Origin of the sequence: Bordetella tumbae (assembly GCF_965139195.1) — a bacterium.
GTDB lineage: Bacteria > Pseudomonadota > Gammaproteobacteria > Burkholderiales > Burkholderiaceae_B > Bordetella_A > Bordetella_A tumbae.
This window is the reverse complement of record NZ_CBCSJH010000014.1, coordinates 72,060-87,531: the sequence shown is the minus strand read 5'-3', so window position 1 is coordinate 87,531 and position 15,472 is coordinate 72,060. Positions and strand designations below refer to the sequence as shown.

Sequence of the window (15,472 nt, the reverse complement as noted above, 5' to 3'; positions counted from 1 at the left end):
GGCTCACCGCCCATGGATCGCGCGAACACAGGTCCTGCCGTCACCCAATTGCAGGTGACGACAGGCCAATATTCGGATCGTGGCCGCAAATCCGGTAACCAGGATTTCCACAGCCTCTGTATTCCGGATCGGCCCTTGCTGCACACCAAGGGCATTGCGGTCGCTCTGGCCGATGGCATCAGCAGCAGCGACGTCAGCCATATCGCCAGCGAAACCGCTGTCTCCAGTTTCATCGAAGACTACTACTGCACACCGGAAACCTGGTCTGTCAAAAAATCCGCCCAGCGCGTTTTACACGCATCGAACGCCTGGCTGCATGCACAGACGCGTCAAAGTCAGCATCGTCACGATCAGGATCGCGGCTACGTATGCGCGATGAGCGTACTGATACTGAAATCCACAACCGCGCATCTATTTCATATCGGCGATGCTCGTATTCTTCGCTTGCGCCATGGCGCCGTCGAACAACTCACAGAGGATCATCGAATCTGGGTCGCACACGACAAGAGCTATCTCAGCCGTGCACTCGGCATGTCTCCCCATGTGGAGATCGACTATCACACACAGCGTCTCGAAATAGGGGATGTGTTTGTCCTGGCCACAGATGGTGTCTACGAACATATCCACAGCGACAACATCATCAACGCCATCACGACCCACCCCGATGCCCTGGATAACGCTGCCCAAGCGCTGGCAGAACTCGCCTATGCCTGCGGCAGTGTGGATAACTTGACGGTCCAAATCGTACGGATAGATGCGCTGCCCGCGGCCGATGCCAGCGAAATGGCTTCTCAGGCCAGGACCTTGCCCTGTCCGCCTCTATTGACGGCAGGCATGCTATTCGAGGGCTTTCGCATCATTGAAGAGTTACACGCCAGCAGCCGCAGCCACGTCTATCGTGCCATAGATCTCGATACCGAAAACCACGTCGCCATCAAGATACCCTCGTTAGACTTGCGTCACGATCCCGTTTATCTGGAACGGCTGCTGATGGAGGAATGGATCGCCCGGCGTATCGATAGCCGCCACGTGGTCAAAGCCTGGCCACAAACGCATCCGCGTCAACACCTGTATACCGTCTGTGAATATCTGCACGGCATCACGTTGACGCAATGGATGGCAAACCACCCCGAACCCGCGCTCGAACAAGTTATCCACATCGTTGAACAGATCGCCAAAGGCCTGCAGGCCTTTCATCGGCAGGAAATGGTGCATCAGGATCTGCGTCCTGAAAACATACTCATCGACGAACAGGACACCGCCCGAATCATTGATTTCGGTTCGACGCAGGTTGCCGGTATCGCGGAAATCGCCACGCTCAACGATACGCCTCACATATTGGGTACTGCTCAATACACTGCGCCTGAATACTTTGTGGGAGAGTCCGGCTCGACAGTTTCCGACATTTATTCCCTGGGTGTGATTACTTATCAAATGCTGACGGGCCGTCTACCCTACGGCACACAAATCGCCAAAACCCGGACGCGCGCGGCACAACGCTATTTACGGTATGACTCCGCGCTGGACGAGCACCGCGCCATTCCCACCTGGGTAGATCGCGTTCTCAGCAAAGCAGTCCACCCCGACCCACAATCGCGTTATCAGGAATTGTCAGAGTTCGTCTATGCCTTGCAACACCCGCATGCCAGCATCGACAACACGTATGTCCCTTTGCTTGAACGCAATCCGCTGGCGTTCTGGAAAGGCCTGAGCCTGATGCTGGCGATCGTGATCATCGCGTTGTTGGCGTTACGCTGAACCACCGTGGATCACGATCGCCAGTGCATTCAATGTGTCGACTCTTTGGACTGATTATTCAGCAATAAAGCACGCCCTGCGAATAGTCCGCCGTTGACTTCCAGTTGGAAACGTTCGGCATCGCGTTTACGGATTTCATCCGCAATTTCTTCTGCGGCTTCAGGTGTCGCGCCCAAAGCCTGCGTGGCCTGCCTGCCCAACACCATTGCAGACTCAAACGTTTCGCGGACCTGAAAATCTACATCCACTTTATGCAGATCCAGTGCGTGCTCACGATCAAAAGCACGCGCCAACACCACAGAATGCGGACACATGGCCTTGATGCGTTCGACCATTTGTGTCACCGTGTCCTTGCCGTCCGCGCAGATCAAGATCGCTTGCGCGTTCTTTGCTCCAGCAGCATGCAATACATCGGTACGCGTGCCGTCACCGTAATACACCTTGAACCCGAACGTGGCGGCGCTACGTATCATTTCCGGGTCATTGTCGATGATGGTGATTTCAGCCCCCATCGCCAACATATGTTGGCTGGCAATTTGTCCCACACGGCCAAACCCGATCACCAGGGCATTCCCGATCTGGTCCTCTGGCGCCTCCAGATCGTCAGTGGATAGATTCGTACGCGGCATCCAGCGTTTGTGGATCAACACCACCAACGGCGTCAGCGCCATCGACAGCACCACGATGGCCGTCATATTGGCATTGACGATGGGATCGATGACACCATTGGCCAATGCGGCGGCAAACAAGACAAAAGCAAATTCGCCCCCTTGTGCCATCAATATGGCGCGATCTATTGCCTCTGCACGAGTGCTTTTAGCCAATCGCGCGGTCCAATAAATACACAATGCTTTGACCAGCATCATGGACAGCACCCCGGCCACGATCAGCGGGGCATTCTGCGCCACGACCGTGAGGTCCAGCGACATGCCCACACCCAGGAAAAACAGACCTAGCAGCAGGCCGCGGAAAGGTTCGATATCCGCTTCCAGTTGATGACGGAAAGTCGATTCCGACAACAAGACGCCGGCGAGAAATGCCCCCATCGCCATGGATAGGCCACCCCATTGCATCAGCAATGCAGCGCCCAGCACCACGAGCAATGCCGCCGCGGTCATGACCTCTCGAGCTTTGGCACGCGCCAGCAAGCGAAACAGCGGATTCAACAACCATATGCCCGCGACGACCAATGCCGCGACGGAACCAACCCCTATCCCGATATCGATCCAGCGCGATTCGGCTGTCGCGACTTCTTGATGCGCACCGGGCGGCGCAATAAACGCCACCAATGCCAGCAATGGCACGATCAGTAAATCTTCCAGTAGCAGGATGGAGACGATTTTTTGCCCACGAGGTTTTGCGATATCACCACGCTCACCGAGCAACTGCATCACGATGGCGGTAGAGGTCAAGACAAACCCCATGGCACTGATGAACGCCACGGCCAGCGGAAACCCGAACGCGACCCCTACGCCTGTCAACAGCAAGCCGCAAATCAATACCTGCAGACTGCCCAGACCAAATATCTCATTGCGCAGCCCCCACAAGTGCGATGGACGCATCTCCAGACCGATGATGAACAGAAACATCACGACGCCTAATTCAGCCGTGTGCAATATCGTGTGGGGATCCCGAAACAGACCCAGGCCAAACGGACCGATCACCAGGCCGGCTGCCAGATAGCCCAAGACCGATCCTAAACCCAAACGCCTAAAGATCGGTACCGCCACGACTGCCGCGCCCAGCAGCACGACCACCTTGGCCAGTTCGCTTGCGTCGCCTTCTACTGCCATGAAATCCCCTTGTCCGGTTGACCGGACGCTTCGCCCGTATGCACCAATTTACCTTCGGCTGCCTGCCGAATGGCAGCCACCAATGTGGTGGCATCAATATTTTTGATTAAAAAACCACGCGCACCATCCCGCAACGCCTGCGCCAGTTCGTCTGCTTCTTCGGATACGGTCAGTATCAGCACGGCAGCATCTGGCACATCCTGGACCAATAGCTTCAGCGTTTCCAAACCCGACAGCCCAGGCATATTCAGATCGAGCAGAATCACGTTGGGCTGAAACGCTTTGGCGCGCTTGACTCCCTCGATGCCATCGGCCGCCTCTGCGACGACATCGAAATCGGGCTGCCGTTGCAAAAGCAATCGCACGCCCGATCGAAACAGGGCATGATCGTCAATCAAGATAATACGGATAGTCATAATGTCGCAGATTCAGACCACTGAACGTTCGGAATGCGGCAATACCAGCCGCACGGTGGTTCCTGCTCCCGGTTGGGATGAGATCTCCAGCTCAGCATGCAACCGCGCAGCTCTCTCACGCATGATATTCAATCCAATGTGATTTTCGTCACCGTGATGGATATCATCCATAAGAAAGCCTACGCCATTGTCGGCAATATTCATTGCAAAATCACAGGCATTGCGTAATGTCACGTGCACGTGGTCCGCCTGAGCATGTTTGCGAACGTTCGATAAGGCTTCTTGCAAGATGAACAATACTTGCAACTGTTGCTCGGGCGATAACGGACGTCCCCGTTTGTACTGCGTATCCAGATCGATCACAATGCCGGTCTGCCGTTTAAATCGTTCGATCGTATCTTCGATGGCAACCGACAATTCGACCTGATCGAGCTTGGTACGAAAGTTCACCAACAGCTCACGCACATCCTGATAACTTTCATCGACTCCAGTGCGTAGCAACGGCACGATCTGCTGCAGATCTGCGTAATCTGCGCGCTGCATGGCGTCTTCGAGCAATTGCAATTGCAGCTTCAGAAAATTCAGACCCTGCGCAATACTGTCGTGCAAGCCCTGCGCCATCAGACTGCGCTCACGAATCACTGCCAATTGCCGGGCTTTGGCCTCCAGGCGGCGATTATCCAAGGCAACGCCCAGATGTTGACCGAGGGTCTCCAACAATTGAGTTTCACTGGGCAGCAACTCGCGCTCAGCGTCAAAGTACAACGTAAACGATCCCAGGTTCTCGTCACGGGCGATGATGTGAAACGTCGCAATACTTCGCGCATCAGTGCGATAAACCGCCAAGTCGGCATGCGCGCTGATCGTGTCGGACACAAGTTCGTCGCCGTCTGAGGCAATACCCTCGGACACAACCACATGTGCATGCTCGTTGGGCCGTTCAATCAGGCGGACCGTTCCGCCGGCAGCAGCAAACTCTCTGATTACCCGTTGCAAGAAACCCTGGCAAATTGACTCGATGTCGTTAGGCAGGTTCAGAAAGGCCGTCACGACATACAAAGAGGCAATCTCGCGATTGCGCTTTTCGAGTTCGGCGGTTTTGGTGCGTACGCCGTTTTCCAGCTCCAGGTACAGATGCTCCAACTTGTCTGCCATCAAGTTGAACCCGTGGGCCAGCACGCCGAATTCATCACGTGTTTTAACGGGTAATCGCGTATTGAACTGTCCCGCCGTCAACCGATGCAACCCTTCCCGCAAACGCAGCATCGGTTGGATGATCCAGACGTACAACAGATAAATAGCCAGACCCGTACCGACACTGCCAATCACTGCAATGACGCCTTGAAAAAAACGCAGCAGCGTTCTTTTCTTGTCGTTGTCCATTTCAATCATGCCTGCCAGCCGATCTGTCTCTGTCATGAACGCCGGCAGGCTGTCCAGATAAGTATTCGTCTCGCCGTTTTTTTCAGCCTCGGCAACAGCCGGTTTGAGATGTTGGGTCCATAGTCGGGAAACGGTGGTCAGTTGCTCGCGAATATGTGCGACATACGGCAATCGTAGCGGTTTGGAGGGGCTCCCGCTGGCCAAGAGCATTAGAGCCTGATCTTGCACATGCAACGCTTGATCCAATGCGGCATGTTGGTCCGCATCGGGGCGGATGAGCGCGATAGCAATTTGATTTGCCATCATGCGCAGATTGCCTATCTCTTTCGTCGCAGCATCGGCGCGTTCCAGCCCGCGCGATAGCGACAGCATCCACGCTAACAACATCAAGACCACGACCAGAGAAAACAACAGGCTCGCGATCACCCGGGTAGGCAGGCGATCTCGCAATGTGGGCAACCCGTCTAGACCCACGAAAAATTCTGAAGGCGTCATGGTGTGCTGTCAGCGAAAGAGGCGGGCAGTGTATCTGCTTTCGTCTAGAACATAAAAACTGAAATAGCCGGCTTCATTCGCCTATTTCAGCCGTCTGCGATTCGCGATGCAACAGTTCACGCTTGCGCGCCACGCCCCAGCGATATCCCGAAATGTCCCCATCACGTCTGACGACACGGTGGCAGGGAATTGCCACGGCCAATTGATTGGCGCCACACGCCTGCGCCACCGCGCGCACAGCCTTGGGAGCGCCGATACGCTCGGCGATTTCCGCATAGCTCACCGTAGCGCCCGGCACGAGGTCCCGCAGCGCTTGCCAAACACGTTGTTGAAATGCCGTTCCACGAACATCAAGCGGCAAATTCAACCCCAGGCTGGGTGCTTCTACCAATCCCACCACTTGCGCTACCCACTGTTCAAACACAGGGTCATCGCCGCTTATTTGGGCAAATGGAAAACGGTCCTGCAGATCCCGTACCAATTGGTCAGGGTCGTCGCCCAGCCAGATCGCGCAGATGCCTCGCTGGCTACGAGCCACCAGGATAGCCCCAAGTGAGCATTCACCAACGGCAAAACGTATGCCTGTATTGGCTCCGCCAGACTTATAGTCTTTGGGGCGCATCCCCAACAGATGGTCGGATGCTGCGTAGAAACGGCTATTGGAATTGAATCCAGCATCGTAAATGGCCTGGGTGATGGTTGGCGCGCCCGCCAATTCGTCGCGTAGTCGCCTGGCACGAAGCGCGTCCGCATAAGCCTTTGGACTGAGGCCGGTTTCAGCCTTGAACAAGCGATGAAAGTGAAAAACGCTGACACCAGCCTGCATGGCCAACGCTTCCAGCTTAGGAGGTGTTTCCGCTAGTTCTATCTGGCGACAGGCTTGGGCAACGAGTTCTGCCCTACGGCTGGCGGCCGTAGTGCGATCTGCGCTTGCTCGCCGGCTGGGGCGAAAACCTGCCGCTTCGGCTGCTTCGGGCGTATCAAAAAACAGCACGTTCTCACGGCGCGGCAAACGCGCCGAACTACTGGGCCGGCAATACACCCCAGTGGTGCGTACGGCATAGACGAAATATGCATCCGCCACGGGGTCCCGGTTCTGTACTGCCAGCCAACGCGCCTGGTCAGTCGTGTATGAGCCTGTATCGCATGGGTCTGCCGAATTCGACATGATTCACCTGGAAAAAGCGCCATTCAAAGCAATGGATTTCACTGTAAACCCGAATTCAAGCGCAAGACATCTCATTCTTGCGCTTGAATTTTTTAGTGGCCAAGAATTCGTGAAAGTAAGTATTCACACCATATCCACAGAAGCCCATTCGACCCAAAAACGCCCTGTGGATAACCTCTAGAAAGCAGGACTGTGCACAGCGTGTGGACGTAAATTGAACAAACCGGCTTTTTTGGCCGGGACCAAAAAGTTGTTCAACTTGGTCCGCAGCGCTAAACAGAACTGCTACACAGCCAAAAACCGCTACAAGCTCATGAAATAGAATGGCTTTTTTGAGTTGATGCAGTTATCCACAGACTCTATTAATCATTAGTCTTTATATAAAGAAAAAGAAAAGAGAAAAACAAACATGCACTCCCACCAGGCCCAAGCGGTGCAAAAATAAGCTATGCGTATCCTCCTCATAGAAGACGAATCCGAATTGGCTCGGTGGTTATCCCGCAGCCTGGCCCGGCATGCCGGTTTTGTTGTTGAATGGGCTGACGATGGCCTGGTGGCCGAAAGACGATTGGCTGTGGAAGAGTTCGATGCAGTCATTTTGGATTTGGGCTTGCCCGGTATGGACGGCCATACCCTGCTGGCGAAAATCCGGGCTCGCGACGACCGGACTCCTGTTCTGGTACTGACTGCACGCGACTCTCTGGCCGAACGTGTCGATACCTTGCATGAGGGGGCCGATGATTTTTTGCCCAAGCCCTTTGTGCTCGAGGAGCTCGAAGCACGATTGATCGCGTTGATCCGCCGCAGCCGTGGGCGGGAACATCCGCGGCTGGCACTGGGTGATCTGGTGCTGGATACTTCTGCACAGCGATTTACCGTGCGCGGTCAGCCGTTACAGTTATCGCCCCGTGAACATGCTGTGCTGCGCGTACTTATCCAACGCAGTGGCGAACCGATCAACAAACAGCAAATCCTGGATCGCATTCAGACAGATGACTCAGATATCAACCTGGAAGCCATCGAAGTACTTGTACACAGGCTGCGAAAAAAACTCGCCGATACGGGCGTGCAAATTGTGACGCTGAGAGGAATGGGATACTGCCTGGAGGCGATTCTTGAAACTTAGGCCTCGCCATCGCACCCTGAAATCATTGTTGTTGTGGTGGCTGATTCCGGCCCTGGTTTTCATCATGTTGATAGCTTTGTGGCTGTCAAATTATCAACTGCGCAACCAGGTGGATCAGGCATATGACCGTGCCCTTGCGGGAGCACTGCGTTCTATCGATCACAACATATCCACAGCCAGCGGTGGACTAAGTCTCGAGCAGCCGTATTTGATGCTCGAATTTTTCGAGCTCACTGCCAACGGCAACGTGTATTACCGCATTGCCACGGAAGACGGTTTGGCAGAAATCGGCAACCAGGACCTGCCTTTGCCGGGCAAGCCCTTGATTTCAGGGCAACCGCAGTTTTTTGACGCGCAATACCAAGGCCTATCGTTGCGTGTCGCGGCCTTGGCCCGGCCGATGGATCCCCCGCTGTACAACAACCGCGGTGGCCGGGTCATCGTGCAGGTTGCCGAATCACTGGAAACCCGTGAAAATTTTCTGAATCAGTCGTTATTACGTGCGCTCGAGCGCGACATCGTGGTGATACTGATTGTGGTGCTGGTGGTGGTCTGGAGCGTTTTTCGGGCGGTGCGTCCTCTCGAGCGGTTACGCCAGGATGTGGAAAAGCGCTCAGCAGACGATTTAAGCCCCGTAGACGCGCCGGACATCCCAAGTGAGGTCGCCCCCTTGGTCGATGCCGTAAATCTGCACATGAGCCGTTTTACGGCTCAGGCGAGGGTCCAGCGGCAGTTCCTGGACGACGCTTCGCACCAATTGCGCACGCCCTTGTCCGTTTTGCGGACCCAGACGGCTTATGCACTGCGGGAAACCGACCCGACCGAAATACGTACAGCGCTGCTTGCCATGCAAGAGGGCCTGGATCGAGCGGTGCGCACCACGAACCAGATGCTGGCGCTGGCACGCGCCAAAAATGCGTCGCTGAGCGAAGCCGGCTTGGTCCCCGAAGACGTCGACCTGGTGGATATCGCCCAGAACGTCATTCGCACATTGCTGCCCGCTGCACGAGCACGCCACCTTGATCTGGGACTTGAGGCCTCGAGTCTGCCCGTTCGCATCCAAGGTGTTGATTGGTTGCTGCGTGAAGCCCTCAGCAATCTGGTGGACAACGCAATCCGCTATACGGCACCCGCAAGCCAGGTCACCGTACGGGTCTACGCGGACGAGCGCTATGCCCGGGTGACCGTTGAAGACTCCGGGCCAGGCATGTCATCAGCAGACATTTCCCAAGCCAGCGTACGTTTCCGCCGTGGTGCCGCCGGCAAAAACAAGCCTGGGGCCGGTTTGGGGTTGGCTATCGTCGGAACGATTGTGGAAATTCATGGTGGCCGATTCGTGCTGGAGAACCGGCAACCGCAGCCAGGACTGCGTGCGGCATTAGTGTTTACCCTAGGTTCGTTCCCGAATGCTGCACTGCGGCACGAAATTGCGGGAAATTGAAAGGTTCCGGAAAGGCCGGATTGAGTACGGTTGCGATCCGTTGGCCATGGTCCCGTTTTGTGGGCATGGTCGGCTCACGATGACATCTAAAAAGCGATTCACGGAGACCGCAAGATGCAACTCTTTCTGAAAGCCCGCCTGGCCGCAGCATTTGGGGCATGTGCCCTGGCTTTGGGTATGGCAACTGCCCACGCTGCCGACGAACCCCGTCGGCCCGAATGTATTGCTCCCGCTCAGCCTGGCGGCGGCTTTGACCTGACCTGCCGTTTGGCCACCGAAGGCCTCAAGCAAAGCGGCGCACTGAAATCCGCCATGCGGATTGTCTACATGCCCGGCGGCATTGGCGCGGTGGCGTACAACAACATCGTTGCACAACATCCTGACGAGCCTGGCAGCATCGTGGCGTTCTCGGGCGGTTCGCTGTTGAACCTGGCGCAAGGCAAGTTCGGCAAGTACAACGTCAATGACGTGCGTTGGTTGGCAGGCATCGGTACCGACTACGGCGTGGCCGTGGTGCGCGATGACTCCCCCTACAAAGATCTGAAGAGCCTGATGGAAGCCTTCAAGCAGGATCCGACCAAGATCGTGCTGGGCGCAGGCGGTACGGTAGGCAGCCAGGATTGGATGAAAGCCGCCCTGACAGCCAAAGCCGCGGGTGTGGATTTCCGCAAAATGCGTTTCGTTGCCTTCGAAGGCGGTGGCGAAGCCGTAACGGCATTGCGCGGCGGCCATATTCAGGCATACATGGGTGACGCTGCCGAGGCTTTCACCATGCTCGAAGGCGGTGCGCCGATCCGCGTGCTGGCGGTGTTTAACGACGAACGTTTGCCTGGCAAACTCAATACTGTTCCTACGGCGAAAGAGCAGGGCTACGACATTACCTGGCCCATCATCCGTGGCTTCTATGTCGGTCCGAAAGTCTCGGACAAGGACTACCAGTTCTGGGTCGATGCTTTCAACAAGACGATGGCCGCGCCGGAATACGCCAAGCTGCGCGATCAACAGGGCTTGTTTCCGTTCCAAAAGACGGGGCCTGAGCTCGATGCCTACGTCAAAGAACAAGTACAAAAATACCAAGAGCTGGCTGATAGCTTCGGCCTGATCAAAAAGTAAAACGCAATTTGTAGGTTTTGCCGCCAAGCGCCCGAGGCAGCAGCAAGCCGAGGGCGTAGCGTGGCGACCTTTTTTGGGGGCGTCAGCATCCGACGCCCTGTTTTGCGCCGCCTTGGTCGCCATGCATGCACCGCGTGAACCCCGGCGCGCCGATTTCAGGACAAGAGATCATGACTGATCGAACTCTGGGCATTTGTGCCCTGCTCTTGGCTGCCTTCATGACATGGGCCGGCTGGGGTATCGAAGCACCTTTCGCTTACGAGCCTGTCGGGCCGCGCGCCTTCCCGATGCTGATCGCCTTGATGATCGGGTTGTGCGGGCTGCGTCTGGCAATCAAGGGCGGCAACCCCGTCGAGGGGAATCCTCCCGGCGCCAATTCGCGTATTGCGTTGATGGTGTTGGGCGCGGCGGCTTATGCGTTTCTGTTTCAGTGGTTGGGCTTCATCATTGCGACCGCGTTGATGACGGTTTACGTTGGCCGCTTGTTTGGCGGCGCGTGGCTGAAATGCGTGACCGGCGGCGTGATTATGGGCGTTTTCTTCTTTTTCTTGTTTGACAGAGCGCTGGATGTTGTCTTGCCCGCCGGTCTGCTGGGAGATCTGCTATGAGCGGCATCGTCGATCATTTATCCATTGGTTTTGGCGTCGCATTTTCGCTGACAAATCTGTTGGTTGCGGCGATCGGTTCTTTTATCGGCACGATGGTGGGGGTCTTGCCAGGCCTGGGTCCTATCAACGGCGTGGCCATGCTCATTCCGATTGCATTCGCGATGAACCTGCCGCCTGAAACCGCTTTGATCCTGCTGGCCGCGGTGTATGTCGGAGCCGAATACGGCGGACGTATTACATCGATTCTGTTGAATGTGCCTGGCGAAGCCAGCGCCATCATGACGACATTGGATGGTTATCCACTGGCGCGTCAAGGATTGGCTAACGTCGCATTGTCGTTGTCTGCATGTTCGGCGTTTGTCGGCGCGATCGTGTCCGTGACGGGCATCATTTTGCTGGCCCCGATGCTGGCCAAGTGGGCATTGGCGTTTGGTCCTGCCGAATACTTTGTGCTGATGGTTTTCGCGTTCTGCTGCCTGACGAGTCTGTTGGGTAAACAACCCATCAAGGGCGTACTGGCTGCGATGATAGGTTTGGGCATTGCAGTGATCGGCGTGGATTCCAACTCGGGTGTGTATCGCTACACCTTCGATTCGGTGCACCTGGCCGATGGTATCGACTTCGTGGTGGTGGTGATCGCGCTGTTTGCCGTGGCCGAGATGCTGGAGATGCTGGAAAAGGTCGTGGCCGGACACAGCGTCGAGGTCAAGTCCAGCGGTCGCAAGCTATTCAACCTGAAAGAGTTGGCGTTCACGTGGTGGAGCATCGTGCGCAGCTCGCTGGTAGGGTTCGGCGTAGGGGTATTGCCTGGCGCTGGCGCCAGCGTTGCCGCAGCCGTGGCTTACTCCCAGGAAAAACGCATCATCGAAAGCAAAGATCCCAATGCCAAGTTTGGCAAAGGCGATATGCGTGGACTGGTTGCACCGGAATCCGCCGCGACGGCGTCGGCGATTGGTTCTTTTGTGCCGATGTTGACGCTGGGTGTTCCGGGATCGGGTACGACGGCCGTCATGATGGGCGCGCTGACGCTCTACAACATCACGCCGGGCCCGGTATTGTTCGATACCAAGCCCGAGCTGGTGTGGGGCCTGATTGCTTCGTTGTTCATTGCGAACGTCCTGTTGTTCGTGATGAACGTACCGATGGTTCGTGTGTTCTCCAAGGTACTGTCCGTACCTGGTTGGCTGATGGTGCCAGGTATCCTCAGCATCAGCTTCATCGGTGTCTATGCGATCAACTCCGGTACGTTTGACCTGTTGATGGTGGTCGGTATCGGTACGATTGGTTATTTCTTGCGCAAGTTCGGCGTGCCCATGGCGCCATTGGTCCTCGGGGTCGTCCTCGGCGACATGATGGAACAGAACCTGCGCCGTGCGTTGTCGATCACGAACGGCGATGTGGCCGTGCTGTATCAAAGCCCCGTGTCGATCGGCCTGTGGATTGCCGCGATTGCTGTGGTGGTGGTTCCGCAGTCGCTACGCAAATTGCGTGAGCGCCGCAAGGTAGAACAAGCCAGCGCCTGACGCGGGAAGTAAAATGGGGTCGGAAGGCACTGTGTCTTCCGACCCCATTTATTTTGGGCGGCGATATAACCATCGCCACATCCGCCACTTTGCCAATGGCGGCTAAACCGATTTAAACGCCCGCTAAGCGTTCAATCGCCTGATCTAGGGTTGCGTCCTTCTTGGCGAAACAAAAACGCACCAGGTGGTGATTAGAGGCCTCTGCGTCGGGATGTTGATAAAAGGCAGATAGCGGGATGACGGTGACGCCGTGTTGCACCGTCAGATCTCGAGCGAAGTCTGCCTCGGATTGCCTGGAGATCTCGCTGTAGTCGGCCAACATGAAAAATGTCCCGGGGCTGGGCAAAGGTCTGAAGCGGGTATTGGCCAGCCCGGCGGTCAACCGGTCCCGTTTGGCTTGGTAAAACGATGGCAGTTCGGTATAGGGCTTGGGATCCTGCATGAATTCCGCCAATGCAAACTGCATGGGCGACGACACGGTAAAGACCATGAATTGGTGGACTTTGCGCAACTCGGCACTGAGTTGACGCGGGGCGCAGCAATAGCCGATCTTCCAGCCCGTGGTGTGATAGGTCTTGCCAAACGAGGAAATGACAAACGCATGTTCCGCCAGCAACGGCCGAGTGGCCAGGCTGGCGTGCGGTTTTCCGTCGAACACGATGTGTTCATAGACTTCGTCTGATAGCAGCAAGATACCGGTATCTCGAACAATGCTCTCGAGGGCATCCAGATCGCTTTCCTCGAGCACGACGCCTGTGGGGTTGTGCGGGAAATTCAACATCAACAACCGGGTGCGGGACGTGATCGCATCGCGCACGCGTTGCCAGTCAATGCGGTAATACGGGTCTGCCTCAGTTGGTGCACGCAAGGGCACCGGTACGGCCGTGCCGCCGGCCAGACGGATAGCTGGCAAGTACGAGTCATAGCAGGGCTCGATGACAACGACTTCATCACCGCTGTTGACCGCCGCCAATACGGTGGCCATCAGGGCCTCAGTGGCACCGCTCGTGACGGTAATCTCGGTTTCCGGATCGTAGCGGTGACCATAAAGGGCCAGGGTCTTTTCCGCAATGGCCTGGCGCAATGGTGCTACCCCAGGCATATAGGGGTACTGATTATGTCCTGCGGCCATGGCACGCGATACCAAATCACATAAACGGGCATCCGGGTCAAAATCAGGAAAACCCTGTCCGAGATTAATGGCTTGATGTTCGATAGCCAAACGGCTCATGACGGTGAAAATGGTGGTGCCCACATCAGGCAGTTTGGATCGGATCATGGCAATAATGCAGCTAGGGGTGAAATAAAAAGCGAACGGGCAAGTATCCCATTAACTCGAGAATGCGGTTTTGATTAGTCCCGATTTATGACCGATATATTGCCTCAAAGCAGATATGGAAAAAATGCGACATACGGGTAAACAACTATTTGTTTCGTCAAAGATGCGTGAGTATGCTAAGTCTCGCAGTTGATTCAAGCGTTGTACGAGCCTATTTCTAGTCGGCGTCCTTGATTCACTAGCATTCATTTTTATTATCGGGACGCTACACAAATGGTTCAGAAGGGCAAAGTCAAATGGTTCAACGCCGATAAGGGTTTCGGCTTTATTACGCCGGACGCCGGCGGTACGGACGTATTCGCACATTTCTCGGCCATTCAGGGACGCGGTTATCGCAGCCTGAACGAAGGCCAGGAAGTGGAGTTCGAAGTCAAGGATGGTCCGAAAGGACCTCAAGCGGCCGAAATTCGCCCGCTTTAATTCGGGAAATCCCGCTTTTCCCGTGAGCCAGGTTCTACCTGGCTGCAACGCCCCGTGGCTGTATGGCTCCGGGGCGTTGTCGCATTTGTATGTGTGAACTTGATGCGCTCGCAATCTGACCGGCAGGGATAACGGGGTAAATGTCACCCTGTGGATAATGTTGGGAATAAGTTTGTGGATAAGGCTCGCATCTGGCGGTGGGGCGAGTTTCGGGCTAGAGGGCGCCTCGGTGGCGTGAAACCTGGGTTTTGCACAGAAATACTATATAGATATCTTGGCCCATAGTGCTCAAGCTATCGAGGCTGATTGTTATTCTGTTTATCCGAGCTCAGGCATTTTTTCGTGGTTTTTCAAGGCTTAAGGCGGCAAGCCTGTGACGAGTTCGCAGGAAAGGTTCCATCAGAATCAATATTTTCTGTGCTTGTGTGCCGAGGATTCGGGCGCCGAAAGCTCAGTTGTTCACAAAGATATCCCCAGGGGTTATTTGGGGGGTTTCTGTGTGGTTTTGGGCTTTATAAGGGGCGAGATTATTTGTGGATAGATTTGTGATTATCAGTGCCGGAACGATGGGTCGGGTGTTTTGATGAGAGGTTGTTTTCGAATAAGGGGCCGAGTTATTCAACTCGGCTTTTTTATTCTTTGATGTCGCAAAGATATCCACTGGGTTGATAAGGCGGGCTGAACGTGGAGGTTGGAGTTTGTGGACAAGTTGTGGTGGCAAGTTTCAGGTGAAACAGGGCGTGAGTGGTGGGGGCTTCTTGTGGGTGGAGGGTTTGTGGATAACGTTTGGTGAGTGTGGTTTTGGGAGGCAGGGTGTGGATAGGTTGGTTTGGCAGGCTCTGGGGGAGTAAGGGGGGTGCTGGCTGTGGATAAGAGTTCTTTTGGCGTT

12 protein-coding genes and 1 pseudogene are annotated in these 15,472 nt (G+C 55.5%); 7 read left to right on the top strand and 6 right to left on the bottom strand.

Translation table 11 applies throughout. From position 1 onward, the window contains the following. The first annotated feature begins 12 nt into the window (after positions 1-12). The gene (locus ACNA0J_RS16130; RefSeq protein ID WP_415819886.1) at positions 13-1,758 is read left to right on the top strand and encodes a protein kinase domain-containing protein; all 1,746 of its coding nucleotides are present in this window, start codon (positions 13-15) and stop codon (positions 1,756-1,758) included. A 29-nt stretch (positions 1,759-1,787) separates the two neighbouring features. Here ACNA0J_RS16130 and ACNA0J_RS16125 read toward each other — a convergent pair whose 3' ends face one another. The 4 genes and pseudogenes from ACNA0J_RS16125 to ada all read right to left on the bottom strand — a co-directional run bounded on the left by ACNA0J_RS16125 (position 1,788) and on the right by ada (position 7,013). Continuing rightward, positions 1,788-3,551, bottom strand: a complete 1,764-nt coding sequence (locus ACNA0J_RS16125) for a monovalent cation:proton antiporter-2 (CPA2) family protein (protein ID WP_415819885.1) — start codon at positions 3,549-3,551, stop codon at positions 1,788-1,790. Between the two features lie 41 nt (positions 3,552-3,592). Continuing rightward, a pseudogene (locus ACNA0J_RS16120) lies at positions 3,593-3,967 on the bottom strand (response regulator); the annotation flags it as partial. A 12-nt stretch (positions 3,968-3,979) separates the two neighbouring features. Continuing rightward, complete coding sequence (locus ACNA0J_RS16115) at positions 3,980-5,845, bottom strand: HAMP domain-containing protein (RefSeq protein ID WP_415819884.1); 1,866 nt, start codon at positions 5,843-5,845, stop codon at positions 3,980-3,982. Between the two features lie 73 nt (positions 5,846-5,918). Then, positions 5,919-7,013 carry a bifunctional DNA-binding transcriptional regulator/O6-methylguanine-DNA methyltransferase Ada gene (gene ada, locus ACNA0J_RS16110; RefSeq protein WP_415819883.1) on the bottom strand — a complete coding sequence of 365 codons (1,095 nt, stop codon included), beginning with the start codon at positions 7,011-7,013 and terminating at the stop codon, positions 5,919-5,921. A 448-nt stretch (positions 7,014-7,461) separates the two neighbouring features. Between ada and ACNA0J_RS16105 the strand changes: the two genes are divergently transcribed. The 5 genes from ACNA0J_RS16105 to ACNA0J_RS16085 all read left to right on the top strand — a co-directional run bounded on the left by ACNA0J_RS16105 (position 7,462) and on the right by ACNA0J_RS16085 (position 12,824). Continuing rightward, positions 7,462-8,139 carry a response regulator gene (locus ACNA0J_RS16105; protein WP_415808232.1) on the top strand — a complete coding sequence of 226 codons (678 nt, stop codon included), beginning with the start codon at positions 7,462-7,464 and terminating at the stop codon, positions 8,137-8,139. Between the two features lie 25 nt (positions 8,140-8,164). Continuing rightward, on the top strand, positions 8,165-9,580 hold the full coding sequence (locus ACNA0J_RS16100) for a sensor histidine kinase (protein ID WP_415819927.1): 1,416 nt from the start codon (positions 8,165-8,167) through the stop codon (positions 9,578-9,580). 114 nt (positions 9,581-9,694) lie between these two features. After that, the gene (locus tag ACNA0J_RS16095) at positions 9,695-10,693 is read left to right on the top strand and encodes a Bug family tripartite tricarboxylate transporter substrate binding protein (protein ID WP_415819882.1); all 999 of its coding nucleotides are present in this window, start codon (positions 9,695-9,697) and stop codon (positions 10,691-10,693) included. Between the two features lie 170 nt (positions 10,694-10,863). After that, complete coding sequence (locus ACNA0J_RS16090) at positions 10,864-11,301, top strand: tripartite tricarboxylate transporter TctB family protein (RefSeq protein WP_415819881.1); 438 nt, start codon at positions 10,864-10,866, stop codon at positions 11,299-11,301. Beyond that, a complete protein-coding gene (locus ACNA0J_RS16085) occupies positions 11,298-12,824 on the top strand; it encodes a tripartite tricarboxylate transporter permease (RefSeq protein ID WP_415819880.1) in 1,527 nt (508 codons plus the stop codon). The genes ACNA0J_RS16090 and ACNA0J_RS16085 overlap by 4 nt, the downstream gene beginning before the upstream one ends. A gap of 112 nt (positions 12,825-12,936) precedes the next feature. On the opposite strand, the gene ACNA0J_RS16080 is transcribed toward ACNA0J_RS16085, so the two are convergent. Beyond that, positions 12,937-14,103, bottom strand: a complete 1,167-nt coding sequence (locus tag ACNA0J_RS16080) for a pyridoxal phosphate-dependent aminotransferase (RefSeq protein ID WP_415819879.1) — start codon at positions 14,101-14,103, stop codon at positions 12,937-12,939. A gap of 273 nt (positions 14,104-14,376) precedes the next feature. Between ACNA0J_RS16080 and ACNA0J_RS16075 the strand changes: the two genes are divergently transcribed. After that, positions 14,377-14,583, top strand: a complete 207-nt coding sequence (locus ACNA0J_RS16075) for a cold-shock protein (RefSeq protein ID WP_094823955.1) — start codon at positions 14,377-14,379, stop codon at positions 14,581-14,583. A gap of 632 nt (positions 14,584-15,215) precedes the next feature. Here the strand turns inward: ACNA0J_RS16075 and ACNA0J_RS16070 are convergent. Further along, a partial coding sequence (locus ACNA0J_RS16070; RefSeq protein WP_415819878.1) for a hypothetical protein occupies positions 15,216-15,472 on the bottom strand: 257 nt, incomplete at its 5' end.

What these genes read in the sequence shown, in the direction of transcription:
- ACNA0J_RS16095 (WP_415819882.1), top strand. Translation starts at nt 9,695, where the DNA reads ATGCAACTCTTTCTGAAAGCCCGCCTGGCCGCAGCATTTGGGGCATGT.
- ada (WP_415819883.1), bottom strand. Translation starts at nt 7,013, where the DNA reads ATGTCGAATTCGGCAGACCCATGCGATACAGGCTCATACACGACTGAC.
- ACNA0J_RS16080 (WP_415819879.1), bottom strand. Translation starts at nt 14,103, where the DNA reads ATGATCCGATCCAAACTGCCTGATGTGGGCACCACCATTTTCACCGTC.
- ACNA0J_RS16105 (WP_415808232.1), top strand. Translation starts at nt 7,462, where the DNA reads ATGCGTATCCTCCTCATAGAAGACGAATCCGAATTGGCTCGGTGGTTA.
- ACNA0J_RS16090 (WP_415819881.1), top strand. Translation starts at nt 10,864, where the DNA reads ATGACTGATCGAACTCTGGGCATTTGTGCCCTGCTCTTGGCTGCCTTC.
- ACNA0J_RS16125 (WP_415819885.1), bottom strand. Translation starts at nt 3,551, where the DNA reads ATGGCAGTAGAAGGCGACGCAAGCGAACTGGCCAAGGTGGTCGTGCTG.
- ACNA0J_RS16075 (WP_094823955.1), top strand. Translation starts at nt 14,377, where the DNA reads ATGGTTCAGAAGGGCAAAGTCAAATGGTTCAACGCCGATAAGGGTTTC.
- ACNA0J_RS16085 (WP_415819880.1), top strand. Translation starts at nt 11,298, where the DNA reads ATGAGCGGCATCGTCGATCATTTATCCATTGGTTTTGGCGTCGCATTT.
- ACNA0J_RS16130 (WP_415819886.1), top strand. Translation starts at nt 13, where the DNA reads ATGGATCGCGCGAACACAGGTCCTGCCGTCACCCAATTGCAGGTGACG.
- ACNA0J_RS16115 (WP_415819884.1), bottom strand. Translation starts at nt 5,845, where the DNA reads ATGACGCCTTCAGAATTTTTCGTGGGTCTAGACGGGTTGCCCACATTG.